Source organism: Streptococcus sp. C150 (genome assembly GCF_000187445.1).
Taxonomy (GTDB): Bacteria; Bacillota; Bacilli; order Lactobacillales; family Streptococcaceae; genus Streptococcus; species Streptococcus raffinosi.
Genome location: NZ_GL698449.1, coordinates 952,664 through 975,621, shown reverse-complemented (window position 1 = coordinate 975,621; position 22,958 = coordinate 952,664). Strand labels below are relative to the sequence as shown.

Below are 22,958 nucleotides of genomic sequence, written 5' to 3'. Positions count from 1 at the left end.
ATGTCACAGACTATTGATGTCAAACGTTACGAGGAATTGGCACGTCAAAAGCAGGGGGAGCACCGAAAGTTTCTAGCACAACTCAAGAAGAAGGCTCCTAAAAATTTAGATAAGATTGTTCAGCAGGTACACAATGAAGTCTTTCAAGAAATTGATTGTACCCAGTGCGCTAATTGTTGTAAGACACTTGGTCCTGACTTTACAGAGCAGGACATCACTCGCATTGCTAAGCATTTTCGCATGAAGTTACCTGCTTTCGAGGAGATGTACTTGCAAGTAGATGAGGATGGTGATAAGGTCTTCAAGTCCATGCCTTGTCCATTTTTGGGTCCTGATAATCTCTGTGATATCTATGATGTCCGTCCTAAGGCTTGTGCAGCTTTTCCGCACACGGATCGTAAGAAAATCTATCAGATTAATCACTTGACTATCAAAAATACGCTTTTCTGTCCAGCGGCCTACCTCTTTGTGGAAAAACTCAAGGACAGGATTTAGGGAGGACCTGTTATGAAACGCTTTAATTCAGGTGTTATTACCTTATTAATCATTGCGGCCTATTTCATTGCGACAGCTTTTATTCCAGATTTGTATTTGGCTTTTAATTATAAGTTGATTTTGGCCTTGTTTTTTGTGCTTTTGAGCTGGCAATCTAAGGGGAAATTTCTCTTTTTCTTGGGGCTGGCCTTTCTGTCTACCTACATCCATGACCTTTTTCGCTTGGACTATTCGGAATGGACTCTCTTTGTAGGGATTCTTATCTTGGGCATTGCGGTAGATCGTTTTAGCAAGCCAGGTTTTAAGAAAAATATGTCTTATAAAGTGACTAAAGGACGTGAACGTGAGATTTTTGCCAAGAGTCTTTTTTCAGAATCTGTTCAGGTGGTGACTTCTCAAAACCTTGAGACTGTCTATGCCAATGCTGATTTTGGGCGTTTGACCCTTGATTTGCGTAAGGCCCAGTTTATGACGGACCGCCCTCAGATTGTGATTCAAGCCAATTTTTCTCAGGTTGTCATTCGAGTGCCTAAGGATTGGCAAGTTGATACAGATGGATTGCATATCGGCATAATAGGTGTCAAGTATGAGGAAGATTTCGGTGAACATGATTTGTCCAGCACTACGGTATATCTAACAGGTTCGGTATCCTTTGGACAGGTGACTATCAAACATTGAAAATGATCAAAGAGCGAAAGCTCTTTTTTTGTTGTCACTAACACCTAAGAAATATTGAATGCGTTTACAAAAAATGCTATACTGGTAGTGAAAATGATTAGAAAATTGCAATCATTGGCTAGAGAGGAGCCTGCTTATGAAACGGTTTAATGCTTGGCCCTGCTTCCTAATCTTATTGGCAGTTTATTTTATCAGTTGTGTCATGGATACCACTGGAATTTCAAATTCCCTACCATCTGTCAAGGTGAATCGTTGTGAATCTAATCTGGATCGGATTGAAACGAGGTTTCATCTGACAGGAAGTCTCTTATGTACCGAGTTGACAGTAGAGTATTAGGGCCTATCTGTTACGGAACTTATCTTGTCCACTAACATGAAGCGACACCCAAAGAAAGGATATGACACGTATGACTGAAGCGGTTATTCAGGTTTCTTCTCTAGGAAAAAGTATTAAGGGAAAGACAATCTTAGAGGATATTAGTTTTGAGATAAATCAAGGAGATTGTGTTGCTCTGATTGGGCCAAATGGGGCAGGTAAAAGTACCTTGATGTCCTGTATTCTTGGTGATAAAAAACACAGTAGTGGGCAAGTCCTCATCGAAGGCAAGGCTGGTAAAGCCAAAAATCAAATTGCTGTTCTTCTTCAGGAAAATACCATTCCAAATAGTTTGAAAGTTAGTGAACTGATTGCTTTTTTCCAAACTATTTCTGACAACTCCTTAACCAATCAAGAAGTTCAGGAACTGCTACAATTTAAAGAGGACCAGTATCAACAGTTTGCGGACAAGCTCTCTGGTGGGCAGAGGCGTCTTTTGGCTTTTGTTCTTTGTTTGATTGATAAACCTAAAATTCTCTTTTTAGATGAACCGACAGCGGGTATGGATACTTCCACTCGTCAACGTTTCTGGGAAATTGTCAATGATTTGAAAAAAGCTGGGACAACTATCCTCTATTCCTCTCATTACATTGAAGAAGTGGAGCATACGGCTGACCGTATCCTAGTCCTCCACCAAGGAAAACTTATCAGAGATACCACGCCATACGCTATGCGACACGAAGAAAAAGAAAAACAAATCACTCTTCCAAGCAGCTTTGTGAGTATTGTTCACGGACTATCAGACATTTATGAGATTACTGAAAAGCGGGATGTCATTAGTTTCATGACCAAAGATATTGACAAAATCTGGAAATGTTTGGAAGATTTGGGCTGTGGGATTTCTGATATTGAGATTCAGAATAAAACACTTTTGGATAGTCTATTTGATTCAACAAGGGAGGACAAGTCATGAAAGCATTACTAAAAATAGAATGGATTAAAACATGGCGTAGTTGGCCCATATTTATTTTAGGGATTGGTATGCCTGTCGCTTTTTACCTCCTCTATTCAAGTATTGTCTCAAGTCCGACTCCAGAGTTACAGAAAGAGTTTCTAAAGACCTATATGTTGACTATGACTGGTTTTTCCATGTCTAGCTTTGGCTTGTTCACTTTTCCCTATATGTTGCAAGAGGACCAAACGGAGCATTGGCTGACCTATATCGAGCACTCAAAAATCAGTATCTGGGCTTATTATCTTTCTAAAATTTTCCGTGTGCTTCTAAACTTTATCGTCGCTATCATTGTGACCTTTTGTGTGGGAGCCTATTTCCGAAATGTCGAGATGCCACTTTCTGTTTGGATTGGTTCAGGTGTTCTCCTACTTCTTTCAAGTCTGGTCTTTCTAGCCCTTGGTTTACTTATTGCTCAGATTAAATCCCAACAAATCATGTCCATTGTAGCCAATATCATTTACCTGGGCTTAGCCATACTTGGAGGGTCGTGGATGCCTGTTTCCATGTTTCCAAAGTGGATTCAGAGTATTTCTGTATGGACACCTTATTATCATGTCAATGAGTTGGTCGTTCATTTTGCTAACGATGGAAAGTTTGCATGGCAATCACTCTTATGTATTCTTGCCTATACGGCAGTAGCAACAGGGCTTGCACTCTATATCAAGTCTCATAGAGAAAGTGATCGTGTATAAAGGAGAAAAAATGGATATTTGGCAGAAAATGTATGAACAAGCCCAAGCCTTGTATCAACCACAGGAAGTATCAGACTTTGTCTATGCTAAGCATGTCGTGGCTGCGGTGGAGGCTGAAGATGGACAAATCTTTACAGGCTTTTGTATGGAAGGGACTTGTGGTGTTTTCCACTTATGTGCCGAAAGAGCTGCCCTTTTCAATATGTATCAAGAGTCTGGTCAGACCAAGGTTAAGCGTATTATTGCTTTTCGAGACCAGCCACCTCATGGTGGGCCATCTGGTATGCCTTGTGGAGCCTGTCGAGAATTTTTAATGGAGCTCCATCCCGATAATCGTAACTTGGAGTTTATGGTTGACTACGAGACACGTCAAACCATCACTCTGGGTGAATTATTGCCTTTATGGTGGGGTGAAGAACGGGCTCAGCACTTTGAAGAGAAGTCGGAAGACGAGGCTTAAGTGTGATAGAAATCTCTAAACTCTCGCAGTTCAAGTGCGAGGGTTTATTTTTTTGAAGTAAATTTCAGAAAATTCCAAACACACCTTGAAATTCAAAACGAAAGTGCTATACTATATCGTGAAAATAGAAAGAAGGTTTCATTATGGAGTCACTAGTATCTTTTAGTAAATGGCTCAGCAAATGGTTTACTGTAGCTGTTATTTTCTGGGCTGTCTTTAATTACGCCTTTCCAGCAACAAGTAGTTGGGTCATTCCCAATACGGCCTACTTGCTTGGTTTGATTCTCTTTGGTATGGGGCTTACTTTGACCACTGAGGATTTCAAGCGTATTGCTAAGCGTCCAATTCCAGTCATCCTTGGTACTGTTGCTCACTATGTCATCATGCCTGGCTTGGCTTGGTTGCTTTGTATAATTTTCCATCTTAAGGGTGCGACAGCAGCAGGTGTTATCCTAGTTGGGTCTTGTCCGAGCGGAACTTCATCTAGTGTCATGGCCTTCCTTTCAGGTGGGGATGTTGCCTTGGATGTTTCTATCGAAACCCTTTCAACTCTCTTGGCACCACTTATGATTCCAACGCTCTTGTCCGTCTTGGCTGGTCAATATGTCAGTGTGCCTGCACAAAACCTTTTCCTTAGTACCTTGCGTATCGTTGTTGTGCCTATTATTTTGGGTGTGGTTATCCACTCTATTTTTGGTAAGAAAATCGATGCCATCATTAAGATTATGCCTTTGATTTCACAGGCTGCCATCCTCTTGATTGTTGGGGCAGTTGTTTCTGCCAACCATGCCAATATTTTCACAGCAGCAACAGCTCTTGTCATTCCAGTTGTCATGCTCCACAATCTTTGTGGGTATGCCCTTGGTTTTGGATTTTCAAAAATCCTTGGTTTGGAAGAGCCACAACAAAAAGCCATTACCTTCGAAGTGGGTATGCAAGACTCAAGTCTTGGGGCAACGCTTGCTATGAAATATTTCGTGCCACAAGCTGCTATCCCATCAACTATCTTTAGCATTTGGCACAATATCTCAGGTTCTATCCTCTCATCATGGTGGAAGAACCATTCAAAAAATAGTCATTAAGATAAATGAAAAGCTGACCTTGGGTTGGCTTTTATTTTTTGATAAAGAATCTCTTTTGAGACTTTCCTTGGGTTATGACGGATGTTAGCGAATTTCAAAGAAGTTCCATGCCTAAGCTTAGAGTATAAGGTCTCGATATTTCTGGACCTCTGAAGTTTAAGTGCTTTTGGGGTTTTTATCATAGCGGAAAGTCTCAGTTATACTCACTTTGTTCTTAAAAAGAATGTGATGCCATTATATGCAGGCCTTCTTAGTTCATGGCGTATTTGAAAACGTTGATTTACCACTTGAAAAGGACATTTTTGACTATGTTATAATAGAAAGACAAAAGCAGTTTAGGAGAATGTTATGGCAACAATTGGTATTGATTTGGGAACGACGAATAGTTTAGCGGTTACCTATCGTGAGGGAGAGGTTGAGCTGATTCCAAATAGTTTTGGCGACTATTTGACGCCAAGCGTTGTCCATGTGTCAGACGATGTCTTGACAGTTGGAAAAATTGCGAAGGAACGCTTAGTGACTGATCCTGATAATACGGCCCAACTCTTTAAACGTTCCATGGGAACCAATGAAATGTTTTACCTTGATGGGGAAGCCTTTTCGGCAACGGATTTATCAACCCTAGTGGTTAAACAGTTGGTGGCAGATGCTGAAAACTACTTAGGTGAAAGGGTTGATGAGGTACTCATTAGTGTGCCAGCTTATTTTAACGAGAAGCAACGTTCAGCCACCAAGGCTATTGGACAACGATTGGGCATTAAGGTAGAACGTTTGATTAACGAGCCTTCTGCGGCAGCCATTTCTTGTCATAAGATTGGCAAGGACGAGTCTTTCATCGTTTTCGACTTTGGAGGAGGAACGCTTGATGTTTCTGTGGTTGATTGCTTTGATAATGTGATTTCAATCGTTTCCATTGCAGGGGATAACTTCTTGGGTGGTAGTGACTTTGATAAGGCTATTGCTGAAGATTTTTGCCAGTCGCAAGGGATTGATTTGGAGAAATTAGATAGGAAGCAAAAATCCAGTCTCCTCTTATCCGCAGAGCGATGCAAACTAAAGCTGCAAAAGGAAAAAGTGGCTGCGGTATCCTTGACCTATGATGACCAATATTACATGAAACAATACAATCAGGCAGAGCTTAAGACCATCATTCAACCTGTTCTTGACCGTGTTAAGAAAGTTATTGGTAGGGCGGTGAGTGATAGTGGTTACAAGGCACATGAACTGGATGCCTTTATCTTGGTCGGTGGGTCTAGCATGATGCCTTTGGTTCAATCTTATATCATGAATCTGCTCAATCTTCCTATTAAGCGTCTGAAGGATATGGATGAGTTGGTTGCGCGTGGTTTGGGGACTTACTTGGCAGTCAAGGAGCGTCAAGAGAAGGTCAAAGATTTAGTGATTACAGATATTTGTCCTTTCTCATTGGGAATCAGTGCCTATGACTCTGACTTTGATAAAAATATCTTTTCAAAGGTCATTAATAAGCTGTCTGTCCTTCCGACCTCTGCAAGCAAATATTATTATGCCAGTCGGGGACAGAAACAATGTCGCTTTATGATTTATCAGGGAGAATCGCTCGATCCTGAGGCAAATCTCTTTTTGGATGAGTTTATTATCGATGTTCCTGGGACTGCGACTAAGACAGAGTTTTTTGAGACTACCTTTACTTACGATATTAATTCCATGCTCTATATAGAGGTTAAACTGGGGTCAACAGGCGAGACTAAAACGTATCGTATCGGTAGTCAAAGTAAAATCGAAGAAGTCGATAAGAGTGAGCACCTTGAGAATATCAAGCTTGTCTCTGATCAATTGTCCTTTGAGGTCGACTTTAAAACGCAATCTGAGCGGGCCTATCGTTTAGTCATGGAAATGCCTTATAAGATGCAATTACATTTTTTGTGGCAAATGGAAGATTTTGAAAAAAGCTATCAGCTAGCTATTAACAATATCAAGAAGCGAAAAGAAATCGTGAAACGCTACCAAGCTTATCTTGATAGCATTGAAAATATCATGTCACTAGATGATTTGGATATTTTCCGTCAAGAAGAAGCTGACCATGAGGAGACTGGTGAACCCTTTGATAGGTCTGATGACCCTAATTTCTGGAGATAGGAGGTGACGCATGAATTTTTGGTCGATTTTGGGCATTCAACCAACCAATAATCTTAAGGACATCAAGAGAGCCTACGCCAAACAAAGTAAGGTTTATCACCCTGAGGATGATCCTGAAAATTTCCAACGCCTGCAAAAGGCTTATCAAGAGGCCCTTTCCTGGCAAAAATCGCATTCTGGAAATGAGGATGTGGGTGCTGTCATAGGCCATAAAAAGGCCGATGGCAGCGTGGTCGGTCTGGTATCTGACTCTCAGCTAGAAGTTTCCTTTAAACAAGCTGCAGATGCTAGCAAGTCTAGTCAAAAACAGGAAAGTATTGAAGAACTTGAGCTTACGGCTTCTGCGACGGAAGAAGTCGAAGACAAGCAAGTGACAGAACATGACTTTCAGCAGGTGATCTCTGAGGAAGAACAGGAACAGTTGGATGAGTTAGCCTTATCTGATATTCATGAAGCGTTCAATCATAGTGAGCCTTATTCAAGGACTAGCGAGGACTCTGTTCTTAGAGAAGATTTAGCTATTAAGGATCAGGATAGTTTTCTTCAAGTTGTTGAGGAGTATTTTCTTTACAATCCTCTGACTATTTCTAAACTCAAAGGTTATATCAATCAGTGTTCTGATTTGGGCTGGTTGGGTGATCAGGATTTTGCCTACCGTTTGACTAAGACTATAGGAGCTATACTCGAAAGAGGCGGCCTGAAATATGAGACCTTGGAAGGGCTTGAAACGTTAGCCAAGGAGTTTGATTTCACATTGTTGGAGGCCTACCTTTGTGACCTCTTGGATAAGAAATACAAGCAAGATGTTTGGCAGGGACGTCCGATACGTCAAGTGACGGAAGTGACCGAGCCCACCCGAACAGGGCAAAAGATTATTGTCGTCTATTTTCTCATTATGGTATGTGGTATCTTTTTCCTCGCCAATGGCTTTTTCACCCGAGAAATGCTGAAATCGCAACCTAAGAAGATACAAGTCATTACAGGGCTTACAGGGAATGAACTGGTCTCACAGGGGACGGTAGATAAAGCAGCATCTGCCATATCTGATTTGGCTGAAAAGTCAGACAAGCCCATTTCTGACACTAAAAAGGTGGTCTACGACCAGGCCAGTTCAACCTTTGTGATTGAGGATAGCTCGACAGGACAGCATCAAGAACTACCAGGTGTGACAGAAGTTTATGTTTTGCCGGTTTATGAAAATGGTCAAGAGACCAAGGAAATCGCAACAACAACTGACGGTAGCAATTGGGAACTTAGAGATAGTGACGGCCAGCTCCGTGGTCCAATTACTTTATCAGTTGCCATGTCATCAGATATTGCTATCAAGAGTGAAAATGGTAGCTACACTACGGTAGAGAAGGAGTAGGACATGAAAGATTTTATTTTAAGAAATAGTGAAAGAGTCTTCGCTCTCCTCCTTACAGGTATTTTCCTAGCTCTCTTGTATTTTGGAAATCAGAAAGGCTTACATCTCTGGTTTGAAAGTGGGCGTGAAAGTGGTAGTTTAGGCTTGGTGACGGGAATCTTTATCGTTTTTTTGCTTGGGCTTATCGCTATTATCTGGATATTAACGGATAGATTTCTCCTCTTTGTCTTAACCAAGATGGGTTATTATAGCGAGGATTGGTCTAAGGTTGTTGGCATCATCATTGGAAAGAGAATTGCCAAAGCACCAAGAACAAGGGCTAATCATTTCCTAGTGGTTAAGGTTGGTGACACTAAACGTAACTTTTTCGTCAGCCAATCTAACTTTAATATTCTTGAAAAAGGTGATAGCCTTTGGCTACGGAAAGTCAGAGTGCATTATAAAGGACGTGTCGTCCGCACTTATTATGAACTCGCTGATCGATATTAGACAGTAAGAAGCTGACCCTTGGGTTGGCTTTTTATTTGTTGTTAAAAATAGGGTGAAATTACAAATAGAATTACTCTAATAGTTGACATGATACGGTTTTGAGTAGTTCTTTCAAAAAAAATTTGCTATGCTAATGTTATGGGAAAACTAAAAATTGATGTGGTTATCGTTCCATTAAGTGGGCACCTTTATCCAACCATGAATCTGCTAATGCCTTTATTAAAAAATCCTCGCTATGATATTCGTTTATTCACAGGGCAGCAGAAACGTGCAGTAGCTGAGGCAGCAGGCTTTAAGGTTGTTACTATTCTTGAAGGTCATGAAGCGGACTTTGAAAGGGTGGCTAATAATAAGGAGCAATTGGGCCTTTTTTCTGCTTATCGTCAACTATCAGCTAGTCTTGATATTATTAATCTTGTTTCCGATCAATTACTATCGGAATGGGAAGTAAGCCGACCTGATTTAGTGATTGCAGATTTTATAACCTTGTCGGGAGGACTTGTTGCAGAGCAAATGGAAATTCCGTGGATAACGACAATGGCCACACAATTTGCTATTGAAACGACGGATGGTCCTCCTTGTTTTTTCGGAGGAATGGGAAGTCCGAAGAATCGTAACCAATTGATTCAACAATGGCTAGGCAGGAAAATGACACGTTTCTTGAAGTATTCCGCCACTTTTTTATTACGAAATCGATTAAAACGCTATGGTTTTAAAATGTACAACCATAAGGGACAAGAGAGTATCTATTCACCGTATTCTATTTTAGGAATAGGAATGAAAGAGTTGGAGATAAAGAAAGGGTTCCCAGAACATTATCACTGGGTGGGTCCTTCTGGAGCTTCAGTAGAACGAGGTGAGGATTATCCTCTGGATTTGTCTTCATTTGCTAATCATAAAAAAGTCCTAGTGACCTGTGGGACTCAATTGGACTGGGCAAAGGACAATTTAATTTACCAAACGAAGCTGTTAGCTAAGTCCCATCCAGAGTGCCATTTTTTTGTAACTTTAGGTCTTGGTGGGCAAGCATTCCAATGCCAAAAATTAATGAAAAATGTTTCAGTGGTTTCTTATCTTCCCTACAAAGAGTACATTCCACAGATGGATTATGTCATTCATCATGGTGGTGCGGGTATTTTTTACCAATGTATTATAAATAACAAGCCAGCTCTAATACTGCCACACGATTATGACCAGTATGACTATGCTATTCGTGGCCTTGAGGCAGGTGTAGCTTTGACTGCCAAAAGAGAGGATGACAAGGCAATTGGGAAAGCTTTTGAGACATTGTTGGCTAAGAAAGATTGGTCAGAGCTTAAGGTTTTAAGTCATGCTGCCAAGTCATATCACCCTACAGAAGTAGTGGAGGGTGAAATTACTCGCCTGCTGGCAGACAAGGAGAAAAAACAATGAAGAAAGTTTTAGTAACGGGGGCTACAGGTTTTTTAGGCAAGTATGTCGTGGAAGAACTGGTTGAGCACGGTTATCAAGTCAGAGCTTTTGGTCGTAATCGTGCAATTGGCCAGTCTCTGGTAAATGCCTCTGTGACCTTTATTCAAGGAGATTTGACAAACCAAGAGGATTTGACTAAGGCTTGTCAGGAAATGGATATGGTCGTTCATGCCGGCGCTTTGTCAACAGTCTGGGGTCCTTGGGAAGACTTTTACCAAACGAATGTCTTAGGAACTAAATACGTCCTTGAAGCTTGCCGTGAGGCTAAAATCGAGCGCTTGGTATATGTGTCGTCTCCAAGTATCTATGCAGCGCCTAGAGACCAGCTTGGTATCAAAGAAAGCGATGCCCCTCAGGAAAATAGGCTTAACAATTACATTCGAAGTAAATTGGCATCAGAAAAACTATTTAAAGATTATCCTGATGTGTCTAGTGTCATATTGCGACCTCGAGGACTTTTTGGGATTGGAGACACCAGCATTTTGCCACGTGTTCTTAATCTTAGTCAGAAGATCGGTATTCCTTTGATTGGTGATGGTCGCCAACTGATGGATATGACCTGTGTGGAAAATGTTGCTTTGGCTATTCGTCTGGCTTTGGAAACTCCTCAAGCAGCTGGCGAGGTTTATAATATTACCAATGGAGAACCCAGAGCATTTAGGAACTTGATTGAAGAAACCTTGAGAGGTTTGGGCTATCCCATCCGCTATCGCAAAATCCCAGCTCCACTTGTGTCTGTTATTTCAAGCAGTTTGGAGTTTATTTATAAGAGTCTAAAGCTCAAAGGAGAGCCAGCCCTAACACGCTATACCTATTACTTGCTGCGCTATAGTCAGACTTTAGATATTAGCAAGGCAGAGCGTGACTTGGGCTATAGGCCTAAAATAACGATTTCAGAAGGGATTGAACAATATGTCCAAGATTATCGAAAGCATTGATTATTTTCCTGCGGGATATTGTACTAGCTATACTGGTCTTTTGTTCAAAAAAGTCAAGAATAAAAAGATGACCTTTCCAGCTGGTGTCTTTCTAATCAAACACAGAGATAAAGGCTATCTGCTTTATGATACAGGTTATCACTACGATATTAAGACCAAGCTTCGCTATGGCTTGTATCGTTTGGGAACGCCGGTGCAGATGACAGAAAAGGATCAGATTTCAAACTTGTTGAAGACGAAGGGGATTAGGCCTGATGACATTACCTATGTTATGCTTTCCCATCTGCATCCTGATCATTTGGGAGGGGCTGGCTTCTTTCCTAATGCGAGCTTCCTTCTGACTCAGGAGGTTTATGAGGTTTATCAGAAGCCTAAGTTGAAGGATTTGATTTTTAAGGAATTTTTGCCAGCGTCTTTTGAGAAACAGGTAACAGTAATCAAGGCTGATCAGCAAAACTCAACTTTTCCTTATCGTCTGACCTATGATTTATTTGGAGATGGAAGTATCTTGGTAGCCTCTGTTGATGGTCATGCCAAGGGTCAGGCTTGTCTCTATATTCAAGATTATAATCTTTTTATCGCAGCGGACTTGTGCTGGGGTGTCGATTTGTTACCTTATACGAAACAGATGCACCTCATTCCGTCCTTGGTTCAGGATAATATGGCGGATTATATCAAGGGGACTGAGTTACTGGAGGATATCCTAAAAGATGGGACGGAAGTACTAGTCAGTCATGACCCTGTAGAAAGGATAGAGCGTATCTTGTATGAAAAAAATAACCTTTCTTAAAACCTTTATCCAAACCAGATGGCTTCACAACTTCAAAACGAGAGCAGCTTTAGAAGCTTATCAGAAAAAGCAATTATCTAACTATATGGATTTTCTAAAACGGGAGTCTCCTTATTTCAAAAATGGTGTGCCTACTGACTTTGACCATATGGATAAGACCTTTATGATGACGCATTTTAACGAGTTAAACACTCAAGGCATCGATCGCGATGAGGCTTTAGCCTTGGCTATTGAGAGTGAAAAGACTCGTGACTTCACGGAACTTAAAGGTGAAGTAGCTGTTGGTTTATCTTCAGGAACATCGGGACATCGTGGTCTCTTCATCACGACCGAGAAAGAGCGAAGCATGTGGGCGGCAGCTATTTTAGCTAAGATGTTGCCAAAGAGTCATCTTTTTGGCCACCGAATTGCCTTTTTCCTTAGGGCAGATAATGAACTCTACCAAACTATCAATACGTCATTGATACGATTAGAATACTTCGATATTTTCAAAAATACCGATGAACATATTGAACGTCTTAATCATTATCAACCGACGATTGTTGTGGCACCAGCTTCTATGCTGATAGAGTTGAGCAAGCGTCTTAAGGCAGGAGACTTGTCTATCTCACCGCAAAAAATTGTCTCTGTAGCAGAAATTTTAGAGGATAGTGATAGAATTCGCATCTCAAGTGCTTTTAAGCTCCCCATTATTGATCAGGTTTATCAAGCAACGGAAGGTTTTCTAGCCTGCACTTGCTCTGCAGGCAATCTTCACCTCAATGAGGATATCATTTTTGTAGAGAAAGAGTATCTGGATGAGCATCGATTTTATCCAGTGATAACGGATTTCAAGCGAAGCAGTCAACCTGTTTACCGTTACAAACTTAATGATATCTTGGTTGAAAATCCTGAACCTTGTCCATGTGGTTCTCATTATACAAGGATTGACAAGGTCGAAGGTCGCTCCGATGATATCTTCTACTTTGAAGGTCAGGATGGAGGCCAGGTGACAATCTATCCTGATTTTATCAGGCGTTGTATTCTCTTTGTGGAAAATGTTGGAGACTATCAAGTCAAGCAACATTCAGAGAAGATTGTTGAAGTCTGTCTAAGCCAACGAGACGAGCAAGTAGAAGAAGCTATCACAGCTCAGTTTCAACTCTTGGCGCAGCAAAAGCAGTTTAAGGTTCCGGAAATCCATTTTTCCGATTATCATTGGGATACCAGTCGAAAACTCAAACGTATTCAGCGTTTATGAAAGGATGAATGACAATGACAGAAGTAAAAAGACATGTTGAAATCGCAGGTTATGGCGTTTGTCTTCCAAAACAAACCGTACAATTCAAAAATCAAACACGTTATCGTGTTGTAGAAGATGAAGAAACACAGTTGGATTTGGCCGAAGTGGCTATCCAACGAGCTCTTGAAAATGCTAATTTGAAAATTGAAGACATTGATTGTCTTGTCTCAGCCAGTGCAGTTGGTGTGCAGCCTATTCCTTGTACTGCAGCCTTGATTCATGAGCGCGTGGCAAAAGGACTTGCCATCCCAGCCATGGATATCAATACGACTTGTACAAGTTTTATCTCAGCTTTATCAACAATGTCCTACTTGATTGAAGCTGGTGAATACCATCGTGTCTTGATTGTATCTAGTGAGGTCGGAAGTCTGGGTCTCAATCCGAAACAAAAAGAAAGTTTTGAACTCTTTAGTGACGGAGCAGCAGCCTTTATTTTCCAAGCAAGTTCTCAAGACAAAGGGGTTATTGCAAGTCTACAACATACCTGGTCAGAAGGTGCTCATGATACTGAAATCCGTGGAGGTTTGACTTCTTACCATCCTAAAAAATATTCAGAAAAGACAAAAACGGACTTTATGTTTGATATGAAGGGCAAGAAGATTCTCCTTTTATCAGCGCACAAGCTTCCTGATATGTTCCAAGAATTCCAAGAGAAAACTCACTTGGCTCTTGCGGATGTGGACTACATCATTCCCCATCAAGCTAGTCGCGCCTTATCTTTGGTAATGGATAAACTTGGTATTGCTGAAGATCAATATCTTAACATAGTTACTGACTATGGTAATATGGTTTCTGTATCTGTTCCATTTGGCTTGGCTTACTCATTAGATCATGGCTTAGTTAAAGAAGGAGATGTCGTCTACCTTTTGGGAACAGCAGCAGGTATGACGGTTAACATGTTGGCCTTGAAATTATAATTTCTTGGCTAGAAACGAATAGTGTCAAAATAACGGATGAATTTCCTTTTGCTTATAACTTAAGTTAGAGTTGACTGAAAGGTCAGCTCTTTTTCTTGCCTTTATGTCACATGACAAATGTCATGTCATGTCATGACATCTGATGCTAAAAAGAGAGTGACCAAAAAGATATACTTTAGTCATAACTTAGAAATAATAAAAAACGAAAGAGGTCATCTCATGAAAATCAAAACATCTTACCTTATCTACGCAGTTATCGGAACTATTTTTGCTGGACTTAGCATGTTTACTGACATCTTTGAAAGAGGTAATTTTGAAGCTATCTTCTCAAATCTGGGCATGATTATTGGCTTGTCTATCTCAGCCTACATTCTCATCACGATGGCTAAAAGTTTTATTGACCTTGTCATTAATGAATTGAAAAACTAGGAGGTTCAGTATGAAATTATTGAAAATACTAAGCATTATGCTCCTAGCAGCAATTTGGACCATCCTCTTTGCTTATGTCCTACTTCATGGCAGCAGTGATATTCTCTATAGTGTTATGGGTGTGTCTGTTGCAGCTTGTTATGTTTTTTTAGCTTTTTATCAAAAGAAAGGAAATCACACACATGAGTGAAGCAATCCTTCAAGTCACAAATCTTGTCAAAAAAATCAAAGGAAAAACAATTTTAGACCATGTTAGCTTTGAGGTGGGACAAGGCGATTGTCTTGCTTTAATTGGTCCCAATGGTGCTGGTAAAACGACCTTGATGTCCTGTATTCTTGGTGATAAGAAAGCCAGTAGCGGTCAAGTCTTTATCAAGGGTAAAAAGGGGAAAGCGCAAGATCAAATTGCGGTCCTTCTCCAAGAAAATACCATTCCCTCGCAATTGAAAGTCAAGGAACTGATTGCTTTTTTCCAAGATATTTCTGAGAATGGATTATCTAAAGTAGAGATTCAAGCACTCTTACAATTCAAAGACGACCAGTATCAGCAGTTTGCGAACAAACTTTCAGGGGGACAAAAACGTCTTCTTGCCTTTGTCCTCTGTCTAATTGGCAAGCCTGACATTCTCTTTTTAGATGAGCCGACAGCAGGGATGGACACTACGACACGCCAACGTTTCTGGGAAATCATTAATGACCTGAAAAAGTCAGGTGTAACCATTCTTTATTCATCCCACTACATCGAAGAAGTCGAGCACACAGCTGACCGTATCTTGGTCCTTCATCAAGGGAAACTCATCAGGGATACTACGCCACACGCTATGCGTAGTGAAGAAAAGGAAAAACAAGTCACCTTACCAAGTCGCTTTGCGCCAAGTCTTGACAAACTGGCAGCCATTTATGATGTGACTGAAAAACGTGATGTTGTAACCTTTATGACTAAAGATATTGAAAGTGTATGGAGTAGTTTACAAGCTCAGGGCTGTCGCATTTCTGACATTGAAATTCAAAACAAGACACTTTTAGATAGCCTATTTGATAGCACAAGGGAGGACAAGTCATGAAAGCACTACTTAAAATCGAATGGATAAAAACATGGCGCAGTTGGCCAGTCTTTATCATGTCCATCGGAATGCCTGTCGGATTCTTCCTCTTGTATTCAGGTATGGAAATGAGTCCTGACCCAGAGTCACAAAAAGCCTTTATCTTGTCTTATATGTTGACCATGACTGGATTTTCCATGTCCAGCTTTGGCTTTTTTACCTTTCCCTACATGCTTAGAGAGGACCAAACGGAGCACTGGCTAACCTATATCGAACATTCAAAAATCAGTATTCAGGCCTATTACCTCTCTAAAATCTTCCGTGTTCTTATGAACTTTATGGTAGCTATCCTAGTGACTTTCTGTGTGGGAGCTTTTGCGCGTGATGTTGAGATGCCATTCTCACATTGGCTTGGTTCAGGTGCTCTGTTACTCTTGTCAAGCCTAGTCTTCCTATCCTTTGGCTTGCTCCTAGCCCAAATTAAGTCTCAACAAATCATGGCTATCGTCGGAAATATCGTCTTTCTTGGACTTGCTATTATCGGTGGTTCTTGGATGCCAGTAACCTTGTTTCCAAAATGGGTTCAGCACATTTCTGAGTGGACACCCATCTATCATATTAATCAGTTGGTAGTCAATTTCGCAAAAAAAGGGGAATTTTCATGGAAATCACTCATTTTTATCTTGGTCTATGCTACAATAGCTACAGGCTTAGCCCTTTTTATTAAATCTTACAGAGAAAGTGACCATGTTTAGAACTTACCAAAAAAATGATTTCGCTTATTTTGTTAGTCTGATTTTCCTAGTCTTCCCGATCTTAGGAGTTTTTGGTGGGTATTTTCCAGTCTGGACCCTAGTTTTGACGGGTCTGTTTACCATCGCTTATCTCCTTATGGTGTATTTGAAAAAAGCTTATAGTAAGTGGATTCCCTTTCTGTGGTTTTACACTCTAGCTTACATTATCTTTATGTCCATTTGCTTCCAAGGTGGCATGATGTGGTTTGTTTATTTCAACGTCAATCTTCTCGTTTGGCGCTTCGAGGATAGCATATCTTCTTATCGATTCTTATCCTTTCTAGCGACACTCTTGATTTTGACGTCATCATCCTTCCTATTGACAGACGATTTGAGCACCCACCTCATGTCTATGGCTATTCCCCTATTTTCTTTGGGAATGTACTATTTTCAAAACCGTATGCGTCAGGAGAGAAAGATGGAAGAGGCCCTTGCGGAGCAGAATCGGACCATCAATATCCTGTCAGCTGAAAATGAACGCAATCGTATCGGTCGTGATTTGCACGATACCTTAGGGCATACCTTTGCCATGATGAGTCTTAAAACCGAGTTGGCTCTAAAACAGATGGACAAGGAGCAGTATGAAGCTGCTAGAAAAAATCTGGAAGAATTGAACCAGATTAGCCGTGACTCCATGTACGAGGTGCGTGAGATTGTTAATAAGCTCAAGTACCGAACGGTGGCCGAGGAGTTACTGGAACTTGAGCGACTCTTTGACCTATCTGATATCGTCCTGACCGTGGATAGCAGTCTTGACTTAGACAGCCTGTCACCAGTTACTCAGTCTACCTTATCTATGGTACTTCGTGAACTGGCCAATAATGTCATTAAACATAGTCAGGCTGATAGCTGTCAGATTCGTCTAAGTCGTCATCATGGGATTGTTTTAGAGTTTGAAGATGATGGTTGTGGCTTTGAGGAAGTCACAGGACAAGAGCTACACAGTATCAGAGAGCGCCTCAGTTTGGTAGATGGAGAGTTGGAAATTCTGTCTCAATCGCATCCAACCATTATTCGTGTGCATTTGAAAGAGGGAGGAAAAGCATGAAGTTATTAGTAGCCGAAGACCAGTCAATGTTGAGGGATGCTCTCTGCCAGCTCCTCATGTTGGAAGATGATGTCGAAGAAGTCCATGCGGCTAGTGATGGTCAAGAAGCCATTACTCTCTTGGAAAAAGAAGAAGTTGACGTAGCCATTTTAGACATTGAAATGCCAGTTAAGACAGACCTTGATGTCCTAGAGTGGATCCGTGCCAACCAAAGAGAAACGAAGGTCGTTATTGTGACCACCTTCAAACGTAAAGGCTATTTTAAACGAGCCCTCGCAGCCCACGTAGATGCCTATGTGCTCAAAGAACGTTCCATCAGTGACCTCATGGCGACTATCCATACCGTCCTAGCAGGTCAAAAGGAGTACTCACCAGAGCTTGTCGAAGGTGTCGCCTTTGACAATAATCCACTCAGTCAACGTGAACAAGAAGTCTTGGCCATGGTTGCCCAAGGTTCAACCAACCAAGAAATCGCAGAAAGCCTCTTTCTCTCAAATGGAACCGTCCGAAATTACATGACAGCCATCCTGACCAAACTTGATGCAGGCAACCGAACAGAAGCCGTCCGCATCGCCAAAGAAAAAGACTGGCTAGGGTGAGGAGAAATATATAAGAATGAAGTCACTATAGGTGGCTTTTCTTATGCCTTATAATCTATCTAAACATTCACAGGCAAGCCGAGCCCAGACATGGTAGAATGGAGACAGTTGTGCTTATTCAAGTGAGCAAAATACAAAGACTAGCATGGAAAAATCATCTTTGAGGAGGAAAATCATGTCTAAGTTACAGATTCTATTTTTGGCTTGGTGCATAAGTGTCGTTGTTTTGTCCTTACTGATAATTCTTTTTCGCTATGTGTATCTCAAAGAACTCAATCGTAAAAAGAGGTCCACAACGAGTATAGAAGGTAGCGTTGTTGGTTATAGATACTATACTGATGCCATTGCTCCGGTTGTGGAATATGTTGTCAATGACAAGGCTTATAGAAGAAGTCTGGAGTATGAGTGGGTCACGACAGTTTCACTTCCTTGGAAGAGTTCCAAAGCCACCTCTAATCCAGACTTGTTGGCGAAAAGACTTGTTATATACACCAATTCGTCAGTGCCATATACCGCAAAGGATTTTTTTCCATTGGGATCACCCCTGACGGTTTGGTACAATCCAGGTAATCCCAAAGAATCCTATGTCGAACGTTTTTGTGGAGCTGTGAAGGTTTATAAATTTACTTATTGGATATTGGTTTTGACGCTTATTTTCATCACGATTATTTGTTTGACTATGGCAATCTGATAGATGCTTTATATCATACATTCTGAGTCTGTTTTTTTAGACAGATTTTTTGTTTTTTCAAGTACCAAAACTATTTTCTCTTTTGTGAGAATAACACTTGGTTTACTTTTTTAACTGCTTTATAATAGAGTAAAATTGAGGTCTTCTGTTATGATAAAGATGTCAGATTTTAGGAGATAAGAAATCATGTTTGAATGTTTAGGGGCAGATTCTAAGGTTTCTCGGGGCAAATGGTGCTAGGAAGTTGACCACCATTAAACTGCCGATTGATCAGTTTATCGTGCCATTTGCTTTTACGGCTTACTATCCTGCTAGTTATTTCTTGCAGGGCAAGGATGAGCTCTTTAACATCGGTGGTTTGATTCTGATTCTCCTTGCCTTCTTTTTCATTTCTCTCAAACTCTGGGATAGGGGATTGGATGCCTACGAAAGTGCTGGTTCGTAAGAGAAAAAGTAAGACTAAAATCAAGAAAGGAACCTATAATGTTTACAATTGAAGAAGTCAAAGATGAAGATAAAAAAATGGCGGTTGTCGCTGAAGTTTTAAAGGATTTGCCAGAATGGTTTGGGATACCAGAAAGCACGCAAGCCTACATCGAAGGAGCCAAAGATTTGCAAGTTTGGGTAGCCTATCAGGAGAGTGAGTTGACTGGATTTGTAAGCTTGTCCTATTCTAGTGAAGAGTGTGCAGAGATTGATTGTCTCGGAGTAAAAAAAGCTTATCAAGGTAGAGGAATTGGGAGTCAATTGCTTGCGACTTTAGAAAGTGAAGCAGGCAAACAAGTAGACTATCTGCAGGTAAAAACAGTGGCAGAAGGTTCTAATAAGGATTATGACCGAACGAATGTCTTTTATCGCAGTCTTGGTTTTAAAAAATTAGAGATTTTTCCTCAACTATGGGATCCCCAAAATCCTTGTCAGATTTTGATAAAGAAAATCGTTTAAAACTTCCTGACAAAAAATTGAGAGTGCCATACTATAAAAGTGTTAGCCAATTTAGCTCAGTTGGTAGAGCAAGGCACTCGTAAAGTCTAAATCAGGAGATTTTGATGCTGTCATAAAGGATGCTAGAGAAGCAATCAGTCAGACGGAATTAAAGCAGAAATATAAGAACTTTTTGAGAGTTATCTCATTCGTTCAATCGTGCTGATAGATCCTGATTTGTCCAGAGAATAGCTAGAGGCTCAGTTAAACACAGACTCTACACTAGCTGAGAAAACTAAAAAGGTCTGTCTCGCTCTTTATGATTTAACCAATCGAAATAGAGATTAATTGGAAGTGACAAAAAAAACACAAGGAATTATTGATAAGGTAAAAATGAAAAAATCAATTTTTAAGGCAAGTTTTGAAGAGAGTCTCAACCTCGAAGATGACGGGCTTGTTCAGTATCAAAACAAGGATGTCTTCTCTAGGTTGGAAGCCTACTATAAGCAGGGAAAACCTACAATGAAACTTCATTTTCATAGTTTTTTGCTGACTTTGGTTGGCCCTATCTTTATCAATTTCATGATTCTAGTTGCCTCACTATCCTTTCATGACTCGGATCCTAAAGATTTAACCTTACCTATTTCTAAATATCCTCTATTGACAGCTGATGTTTATGTGGTTTCTTTCTTAATCTGGATTTCTATCATACTGATTGGCAAATGTATTAAACGAGCCTATTTACTGCCTTATCGTTCTCATTTCCATGTTCTAACATACCTCATTTGGTTAGTGCTTGAATTTAATTTACTAGCGATTGATGTATCACTGCCGACCTTAACAAATTGGTTCCTGGTTCTTATCTTTGTTTTGCTTGTACTATCAGGATTACTGATGTTAAGGCTTGAAATCAGTAGCCTCAAGAACTTGATGTATGGTGTCAATCCAGTACCTATCCTACCCAATCGACTTTTCAAAAAATTGCTGACTTTTGGAGCAGGGCTTCTAGGTTTTGCAGTGATTTTGAATATTCTGTTAAAACGTTTACCTATAACCTTTTCAACCTTGGTAGAGGGGGTAGGACTTTTAGGGATGTGGATTATTTTCAATCTGATAATGATGGCTTTTCTGATTTTTATGGAATGTCCATGCTACCTCCATGCCTACTACAAATGGAAATATCCTGAAGAATACCGTGACTGGGAAGGAAAGTCAGTAGAAGAATGGTATGGGAAGAAGTATTTGAAGAAGCATAATATCAGCTGAAAGTAAAAAATTGAAATAATAAAAGAGGCATCTGAGTTTAACTTCAGATGCTTCTTTGGTAGTTATTACATTTAGAATGAATAATATTTAAGATGTTGCTGATATATTTTCTATTATATGTTTAAATCTTTTTCCATTTCCATCTTAAGATTTTTGATGAAAACTTGGTCACCGAAGGCTTCGGCTAGTACGGTGGCTGTATTATAGAGATTGGTTGCCTTCTCTACGTTATTCTCAAATTTCTCGGAGATATTCTACCTAGCCTTTTGGGATTCTTAGGGATTACCATCGTAACCATTGGTATTATTGGAAATAGCCTACTGACAGGCTTGGATTAAGTTTTGACTAATGGTATCAAACCGTTCAGATGAATTGTCCGTATTTTGGAAGTACAATCTCACAAGAAAAAGCTTAGAAGTTATTCTTTGAGAACGCTTCTAAGCTTTTGGGGTTATGGTAATAATTACCCAAAGATTTCTTTTGCCAGTGCCTTACCTTTTGGAGTTGCGGCTAAGCCACCTTCAGCCGTTTCACGAAAGGCAGTTGGCATGGCTGATCCGACCTGATACATAGCATTAACGACTTGATCGACAGGAATAGCTGATGTGATACCTGCTAGAGCCATATCTGCAGCGACTAGGGCAAAGCTTGCACCCATGGCATTACGTTTAACACAAGGTACCTCTACCAAGCCAGCTACAGGGTCACAAATAAGTCCCAACATATTTTTTAGCACAAAACAGATAGCCTGACTGGCTTGGAATGGTGTGCCACCAGCAGCCATTGTAATAGCCGCCGCGGCCATAGCAGAGGCAGAGCCAACTTCGGCTTGGCAGCCCCCTTCTGCACCAGAAATAGAGGCATTATTAGCGATAACGAGCCCAAATGCTCCAGCCGTGAAGAGAAAATCCAGTTGCTGCGACTCGCTCAAGCCTAGTTTTTCGATAGCAACTGTGAGTACAGCTGGCAAACAACCTGCTGAACCAGCCGTTGGTGTCGCACACACCAAGCCCATCTTGGCATTAGATTCGTTGACTGCCATGGCATTGCGGGCAGCTCCAAGAACTGCTGAATCAGCCAAGGTCTTTCCTTTTTTGATGTAGGCGTTTAATTTGGCAGCATCACCACCGGTTAAGCCTGTCGGTGATTTTTCTGGAGATAGGCCATCCTGAACAGATTGCTTCATCACTTCAAGGTTTCGGGTCATGAGCGCCAAGATTTCAGAACGGTCACGTCCAGATAGTTCGATTTCAGTGGCAATCATGAGTTCAGCGATATTACCTTGGTAATCATGGTCAGCTTGTTGAACTAATTCTTCAATAGTATAAAACATGGAAGCCTCCTCTTAACTGAAAAAGTTAACATTGTGTAAATGAGGAATTTTTGCAATCTCAGTGACAGCCTCATCACACTGGTGCGAGTCAATTTCGATAATCATGATGGCTTTTTCGCCTGCATTTTCCCGAGTAACAGTCATCTGAGCGATATTGATACCGTAGCGAGACAGAATATCAGTCACAAGGGCAATCATTCCTGGAACATCTTGGTGAACAATGATGAGTGTAGGAGTATTCATCTTCAGATTGACCGCAAAACCATTGAGCTCAGTCACTTGGATATTACCTCCACCTATGGAAACACCTGTAGCCGTAATAGTTTTTCTAGCATTTTTTAGAGTAATACGAGTGGTGTTGGGATGTGGCGCATTACTGTGTTTATTGATTTTCCAATAAATCTTAATGCCCTTCTCGTAGGCAATGTCTAAGGCGTGTGGAATGTTAGGGTCATCCGTATCCATACCCAAAATACCAGCTACAAGGGCCACATCTGTCCCATGCCCCCGATAGGTTTTAGCAAAAGAATTAAAGAGTTGAAATTCAACTTCTGTTGGAGTCTCACCAAAAATGGCTGAAACAATTTTTCCAATTCTAACCGCTCCAGCAGTATGGCTAGAGGATGGACCTACCATGACAGGACCAATAATGTCAAAAACCGATTGAAATTTTAAATTTTTCATAGTACGCCTCGTTTGATAAATCTTGTATTCTCAGTATACCACGAATTGGCAAGATTA

General features: G+C 40.7%; 25 protein-coding genes and 2 pseudogenes. 24 read left to right on the top strand and 3 right to left on the bottom strand.

The genetic code is table 11. The features are described from left to right. The 24 genes and pseudogenes from HMPREF0848_RS04560 to HMPREF0848_RS04445 all read left to right on the top strand — a co-directional run bounded on the left by HMPREF0848_RS04560 (position 1) and on the right by HMPREF0848_RS04445 (position 20,884). Entirely contained in the window at positions 1–495 is a 495-nt protein-coding gene (locus HMPREF0848_RS04560; protein WP_002885314.1) for a YkgJ family cysteine cluster protein, read from the top strand. A gap of 12 nt (positions 496–507) precedes the next feature. Then, complete coding sequence (locus HMPREF0848_RS04555; protein WP_008534945.1) at positions 508–1,173, top strand: hypothetical protein; 666 nt, start codon at positions 508–510, stop codon at positions 1,171–1,173. A gap of 407 nt (positions 1,174–1,580) precedes the next feature. Then, positions 1,581–2,462 (top strand): ABC transporter ATP-binding protein, encoded by an 882-nt coding sequence (locus HMPREF0848_RS04550; protein WP_008534942.1) that lies wholly within the window; start codon positions 1,581–1,583, stop codon positions 2,460–2,462. After that, a complete protein-coding gene (locus HMPREF0848_RS04545; RefSeq protein WP_008534940.1) occupies positions 2,459–3,196 on the top strand; it encodes an ABC transporter permease in 738 nt (245 codons plus the stop codon). Before HMPREF0848_RS04550 ends, HMPREF0848_RS04545 begins: the two co-directional genes overlap by 4 nt. Before the next feature lie 10 nt (positions 3,197–3,206). Next, positions 3,207–3,656 (top strand): cytidine deaminase family protein, encoded by a 450-nt coding sequence (locus HMPREF0848_RS04540; RefSeq protein WP_008534938.1) that lies wholly within the window; start codon positions 3,207–3,209, stop codon positions 3,654–3,656. Between the two features lie 143 nt (positions 3,657–3,799). Further along, on the top strand, positions 3,800–4,738 hold the full coding sequence (locus HMPREF0848_RS04535; protein WP_008534936.1) for a bile acid:sodium symporter family protein: 939 nt from the start codon (positions 3,800–3,802) through the stop codon (positions 4,736–4,738). Between the two features lie 348 nt (positions 4,739–5,086). Further along, positions 5,087–6,856 carry an Hsp70 family protein gene (locus tag HMPREF0848_RS04530; protein WP_008534934.1) on the top strand — a complete coding sequence of 590 codons (1,770 nt, stop codon included), beginning with the start codon at positions 5,087–5,089 and terminating at the stop codon, positions 6,854–6,856. Positions 6,857–6,866: 10 nt separating this feature from the next. Further along, a complete protein-coding gene (locus HMPREF0848_RS04525; RefSeq protein WP_008534932.1) occupies positions 6,867–8,222 on the top strand; it encodes a J domain-containing protein in 1,356 nt (451 codons plus the stop codon). Between the two features lie 3 nt (positions 8,223–8,225). Continuing rightward, complete coding sequence (locus tag HMPREF0848_RS04520) at positions 8,226–8,711, top strand: hypothetical protein (RefSeq protein ID WP_008534930.1); 486 nt, start codon at positions 8,226–8,228, stop codon at positions 8,709–8,711. A gap of 138 nt (positions 8,712–8,849) precedes the next feature. Next, entirely contained in the window at positions 8,850–10,124 is a 1,275-nt protein-coding gene (locus HMPREF0848_RS04515) for a glycosyltransferase (RefSeq protein WP_008534928.1), read from the top strand. Further along, positions 10,121–11,101, top strand: a complete 981-nt coding sequence (locus tag HMPREF0848_RS04510; protein WP_008534927.1) for an NAD-dependent epimerase/dehydratase family protein — start codon at positions 10,121–10,123, stop codon at positions 11,099–11,101. The genes HMPREF0848_RS04515 and HMPREF0848_RS04510 overlap by 4 nt, the downstream gene beginning before the upstream one ends. After that, positions 11,076–11,891, top strand: a complete 816-nt coding sequence (locus tag HMPREF0848_RS04505) for an MBL fold metallo-hydrolase (RefSeq protein WP_008534926.1) — start codon at positions 11,076–11,078, stop codon at positions 11,889–11,891. The genes HMPREF0848_RS04510 and HMPREF0848_RS04505 overlap by 26 nt, the downstream gene beginning before the upstream one ends. Next, a complete protein-coding gene (locus tag HMPREF0848_RS04500) occupies positions 11,869–13,131 on the top strand; it encodes a F390 synthetase-related protein (RefSeq protein ID WP_008534925.1) in 1,263 nt (420 codons plus the stop codon). The genes HMPREF0848_RS04505 and HMPREF0848_RS04500 overlap by 23 nt, the downstream gene beginning before the upstream one ends. A gap of 14 nt (positions 13,132–13,145) precedes the next feature. Further along, positions 13,146–14,090, top strand: a complete 945-nt coding sequence (locus HMPREF0848_RS04495) for a 3-oxoacyl-[acyl-carrier-protein] synthase III C-terminal domain-containing protein (protein WP_008534924.1) — start codon at positions 13,146–13,148, stop codon at positions 14,088–14,090. Between the two features lie 219 nt (positions 14,091–14,309). Further along, positions 14,310–14,519 (top strand): hypothetical protein, encoded by a 210-nt coding sequence (locus HMPREF0848_RS04490; RefSeq protein ID WP_008534923.1) that lies wholly within the window; start codon positions 14,310–14,312, stop codon positions 14,517–14,519. A gap of 10 nt (positions 14,520–14,529) precedes the next feature. Beyond that, positions 14,530–14,709, top strand: coding sequence for a hypothetical protein (locus HMPREF0848_RS04485; protein WP_002885306.1), 180 nt, complete (start codon positions 14,530–14,532; stop codon positions 14,707–14,709). Continuing rightward, on the top strand, positions 14,702–15,583 hold the full coding sequence (locus tag HMPREF0848_RS04480) for an ABC transporter ATP-binding protein (protein ID WP_008534922.1): 882 nt from the start codon (positions 14,702–14,704) through the stop codon (positions 15,581–15,583). Before HMPREF0848_RS04485 ends, HMPREF0848_RS04480 begins: the two co-directional genes overlap by 8 nt. Further along, complete coding sequence (locus tag HMPREF0848_RS04475; protein WP_008534921.1) at positions 15,580–16,317, top strand: ABC transporter permease; 738 nt, start codon at positions 15,580–15,582, stop codon at positions 16,315–16,317. The genes HMPREF0848_RS04480 and HMPREF0848_RS04475 overlap by 4 nt, the downstream gene beginning before the upstream one ends. Next, a complete protein-coding gene (locus tag HMPREF0848_RS04470; protein ID WP_037608935.1) occupies positions 16,310–17,404 on the top strand; it encodes a sensor histidine kinase in 1,095 nt (364 codons plus the stop codon). The genes HMPREF0848_RS04475 and HMPREF0848_RS04470 overlap by 8 nt, the downstream gene beginning before the upstream one ends. After that, positions 17,401–18,003: a response regulator transcription factor gene (locus HMPREF0848_RS04465; RefSeq protein WP_008534917.1), complete on the top strand. Its 603-nt coding sequence runs from the start codon at positions 17,401–17,403 to the stop codon at positions 18,001–18,003. Before HMPREF0848_RS04470 ends, HMPREF0848_RS04465 begins: the two co-directional genes overlap by 4 nt. A gap of 175 nt (positions 18,004–18,178) precedes the next feature. Continuing rightward, positions 18,179–18,694: a DUF3592 domain-containing protein gene (locus HMPREF0848_RS04460; RefSeq protein WP_037608932.1), complete on the top strand. Its 516-nt coding sequence runs from the start codon at positions 18,179–18,181 to the stop codon at positions 18,692–18,694. 274 nt (positions 18,695–18,968) lie between these two features. Continuing rightward, positions 18,969–19,139 (top strand): annotated as a pseudogene (locus HMPREF0848_RS04455) (ABC-2 family transporter protein); the annotation flags it as partial. A 38-nt stretch (positions 19,140–19,177) separates the two neighbouring features. Then, positions 19,178–19,639 carry a GNAT family N-acetyltransferase gene (locus HMPREF0848_RS04450; protein ID WP_008534911.1) on the top strand — a complete coding sequence of 154 codons (462 nt, stop codon included), beginning with the start codon at positions 19,178–19,180 and terminating at the stop codon, positions 19,637–19,639. Between the two features lie 372 nt (positions 19,640–20,011). Then, positions 20,012–20,884, top strand: a complete 873-nt coding sequence (locus HMPREF0848_RS04445; protein ID WP_008534909.1) for a hypothetical protein — start codon at positions 20,012–20,014, stop codon at positions 20,882–20,884. A gap of 113 nt (positions 20,885–20,997) precedes the next feature. Here HMPREF0848_RS04445 and HMPREF0848_RS10840 read toward each other — a convergent pair. The 3 genes and pseudogenes from HMPREF0848_RS10840 to sdaAB form a co-directional block, all read right to left on the bottom strand. Next, positions 20,998–21,123, bottom strand: a pseudogene (locus HMPREF0848_RS10840) (helix-turn-helix domain-containing protein); the annotation flags it as partial. A 224-nt stretch (positions 21,124–21,347) separates the two neighbouring features. After that, positions 21,348–22,217 (bottom strand): L-serine ammonia-lyase, iron-sulfur-dependent, subunit alpha, encoded by an 870-nt coding sequence (gene sdaAA, locus HMPREF0848_RS04440; protein WP_008534908.1) that lies wholly within the window; start codon positions 22,215–22,217, stop codon positions 21,348–21,350. A 12-nt stretch (positions 22,218–22,229) separates the two neighbouring features. Then, positions 22,230–22,901: an L-serine ammonia-lyase, iron-sulfur-dependent subunit beta gene (gene sdaAB, locus HMPREF0848_RS04435; protein ID WP_008534907.1), complete on the bottom strand. Its 672-nt coding sequence runs from the start codon at positions 22,899–22,901 to the stop codon at positions 22,230–22,232. Between the last annotated feature and the right edge of the window lie 57 nt (positions 22,902–22,958).

Coding starts and splice junctions, on each gene's coding strand:
- HMPREF0848_RS04485 (WP_002885306.1), top strand. CDS start 14,530: ATGAAATTATTGAAAATACTAAGCATTATGCTCCTAGCAGCAATTTGG.
- HMPREF0848_RS04520 (WP_008534930.1), top strand. CDS start 8,226: ATGAAAGATTTTATTTTAAGAAATAGTGAAAGAGTCTTCGCTCTCCTC.
- HMPREF0848_RS04480 (WP_008534922.1), top strand. CDS start 14,702: ATGAGTGAAGCAATCCTTCAAGTCACAAATCTTGTCAAAAAAATCAAA.
- HMPREF0848_RS04460 (WP_037608932.1), top strand. CDS start 18,179: ATGTCTAAGTTACAGATTCTATTTTTGGCTTGGTGCATAAGTGTCGTT.
- HMPREF0848_RS04555 (WP_008534945.1), top strand. CDS start 508: ATGAAACGCTTTAATTCAGGTGTTATTACCTTATTAATCATTGCGGCC.
- HMPREF0848_RS04525 (WP_008534932.1), top strand. CDS start 6,867: ATGAATTTTTGGTCGATTTTGGGCATTCAACCAACCAATAATCTTAAG.
- HMPREF0848_RS04490 (WP_008534923.1), top strand. CDS start 14,310: ATGAAAATCAAAACATCTTACCTTATCTACGCAGTTATCGGAACTATT.
- sdaAA (WP_008534908.1), bottom strand. CDS start 22,217: ATGTTTTATACTATTGAAGAATTAGTTCAACAAGCTGACCATGATTAC.
- HMPREF0848_RS04445 (WP_008534909.1), top strand. CDS start 20,012: ATGAAAAAATCAATTTTTAAGGCAAGTTTTGAAGAGAGTCTCAACCTC.
- HMPREF0848_RS04500 (WP_008534925.1), top strand. CDS start 11,869: ATGAAAAAAATAACCTTTCTTAAAACCTTTATCCAAACCAGATGGCTT.
- HMPREF0848_RS04545 (WP_008534940.1), top strand. CDS start 2,459: ATGAAAGCATTACTAAAAATAGAATGGATTAAAACATGGCGTAGTTGG.
- HMPREF0848_RS04550 (WP_008534942.1), top strand. CDS start 1,581: ATGACTGAAGCGGTTATTCAGGTTTCTTCTCTAGGAAAAAGTATTAAG.
- HMPREF0848_RS04510 (WP_008534927.1), top strand. CDS start 10,121: ATGAAGAAAGTTTTAGTAACGGGGGCTACAGGTTTTTTAGGCAAGTAT.
- HMPREF0848_RS04450 (WP_008534911.1), top strand. CDS start 19,178: ATGTTTACAATTGAAGAAGTCAAAGATGAAGATAAAAAAATGGCGGTT.
- HMPREF0848_RS04515 (WP_008534928.1), top strand. CDS start 8,850: ATGGGAAAACTAAAAATTGATGTGGTTATCGTTCCATTAAGTGGGCAC.
- HMPREF0848_RS04535 (WP_008534936.1), top strand. CDS start 3,800: ATGGAGTCACTAGTATCTTTTAGTAAATGGCTCAGCAAATGGTTTACT.
- HMPREF0848_RS04465 (WP_008534917.1), top strand. CDS start 17,401: ATGAAGTTATTAGTAGCCGAAGACCAGTCAATGTTGAGGGATGCTCTC.
- sdaAB (WP_008534907.1), bottom strand. CDS start 22,901: ATGAAAAATTTAAAATTTCAATCGGTTTTTGACATTATTGGTCCTGTC.
- HMPREF0848_RS04495 (WP_008534924.1), top strand. CDS start 13,146: ATGACAGAAGTAAAAAGACATGTTGAAATCGCAGGTTATGGCGTTTGT.
- HMPREF0848_RS04475 (WP_008534921.1), top strand. CDS start 15,580: ATGAAAGCACTACTTAAAATCGAATGGATAAAAACATGGCGCAGTTGG.
- HMPREF0848_RS04540 (WP_008534938.1), top strand. CDS start 3,207: ATGGATATTTGGCAGAAAATGTATGAACAAGCCCAAGCCTTGTATCAA.
- HMPREF0848_RS04560 (WP_002885314.1), top strand. CDS start 1: ATGTCACAGACTATTGATGTCAAACGTTACGAGGAATTGGCACGTCAA.
- HMPREF0848_RS04505 (WP_008534926.1), top strand. CDS start 11,076: ATGTCCAAGATTATCGAAAGCATTGATTATTTTCCTGCGGGATATTGT.
- HMPREF0848_RS04470 (WP_037608935.1), top strand. CDS start 16,310: ATGTTTAGAACTTACCAAAAAAATGATTTCGCTTATTTTGTTAGTCTG.
- HMPREF0848_RS04530 (WP_008534934.1), top strand. CDS start 5,087: ATGGCAACAATTGGTATTGATTTGGGAACGACGAATAGTTTAGCGGTT.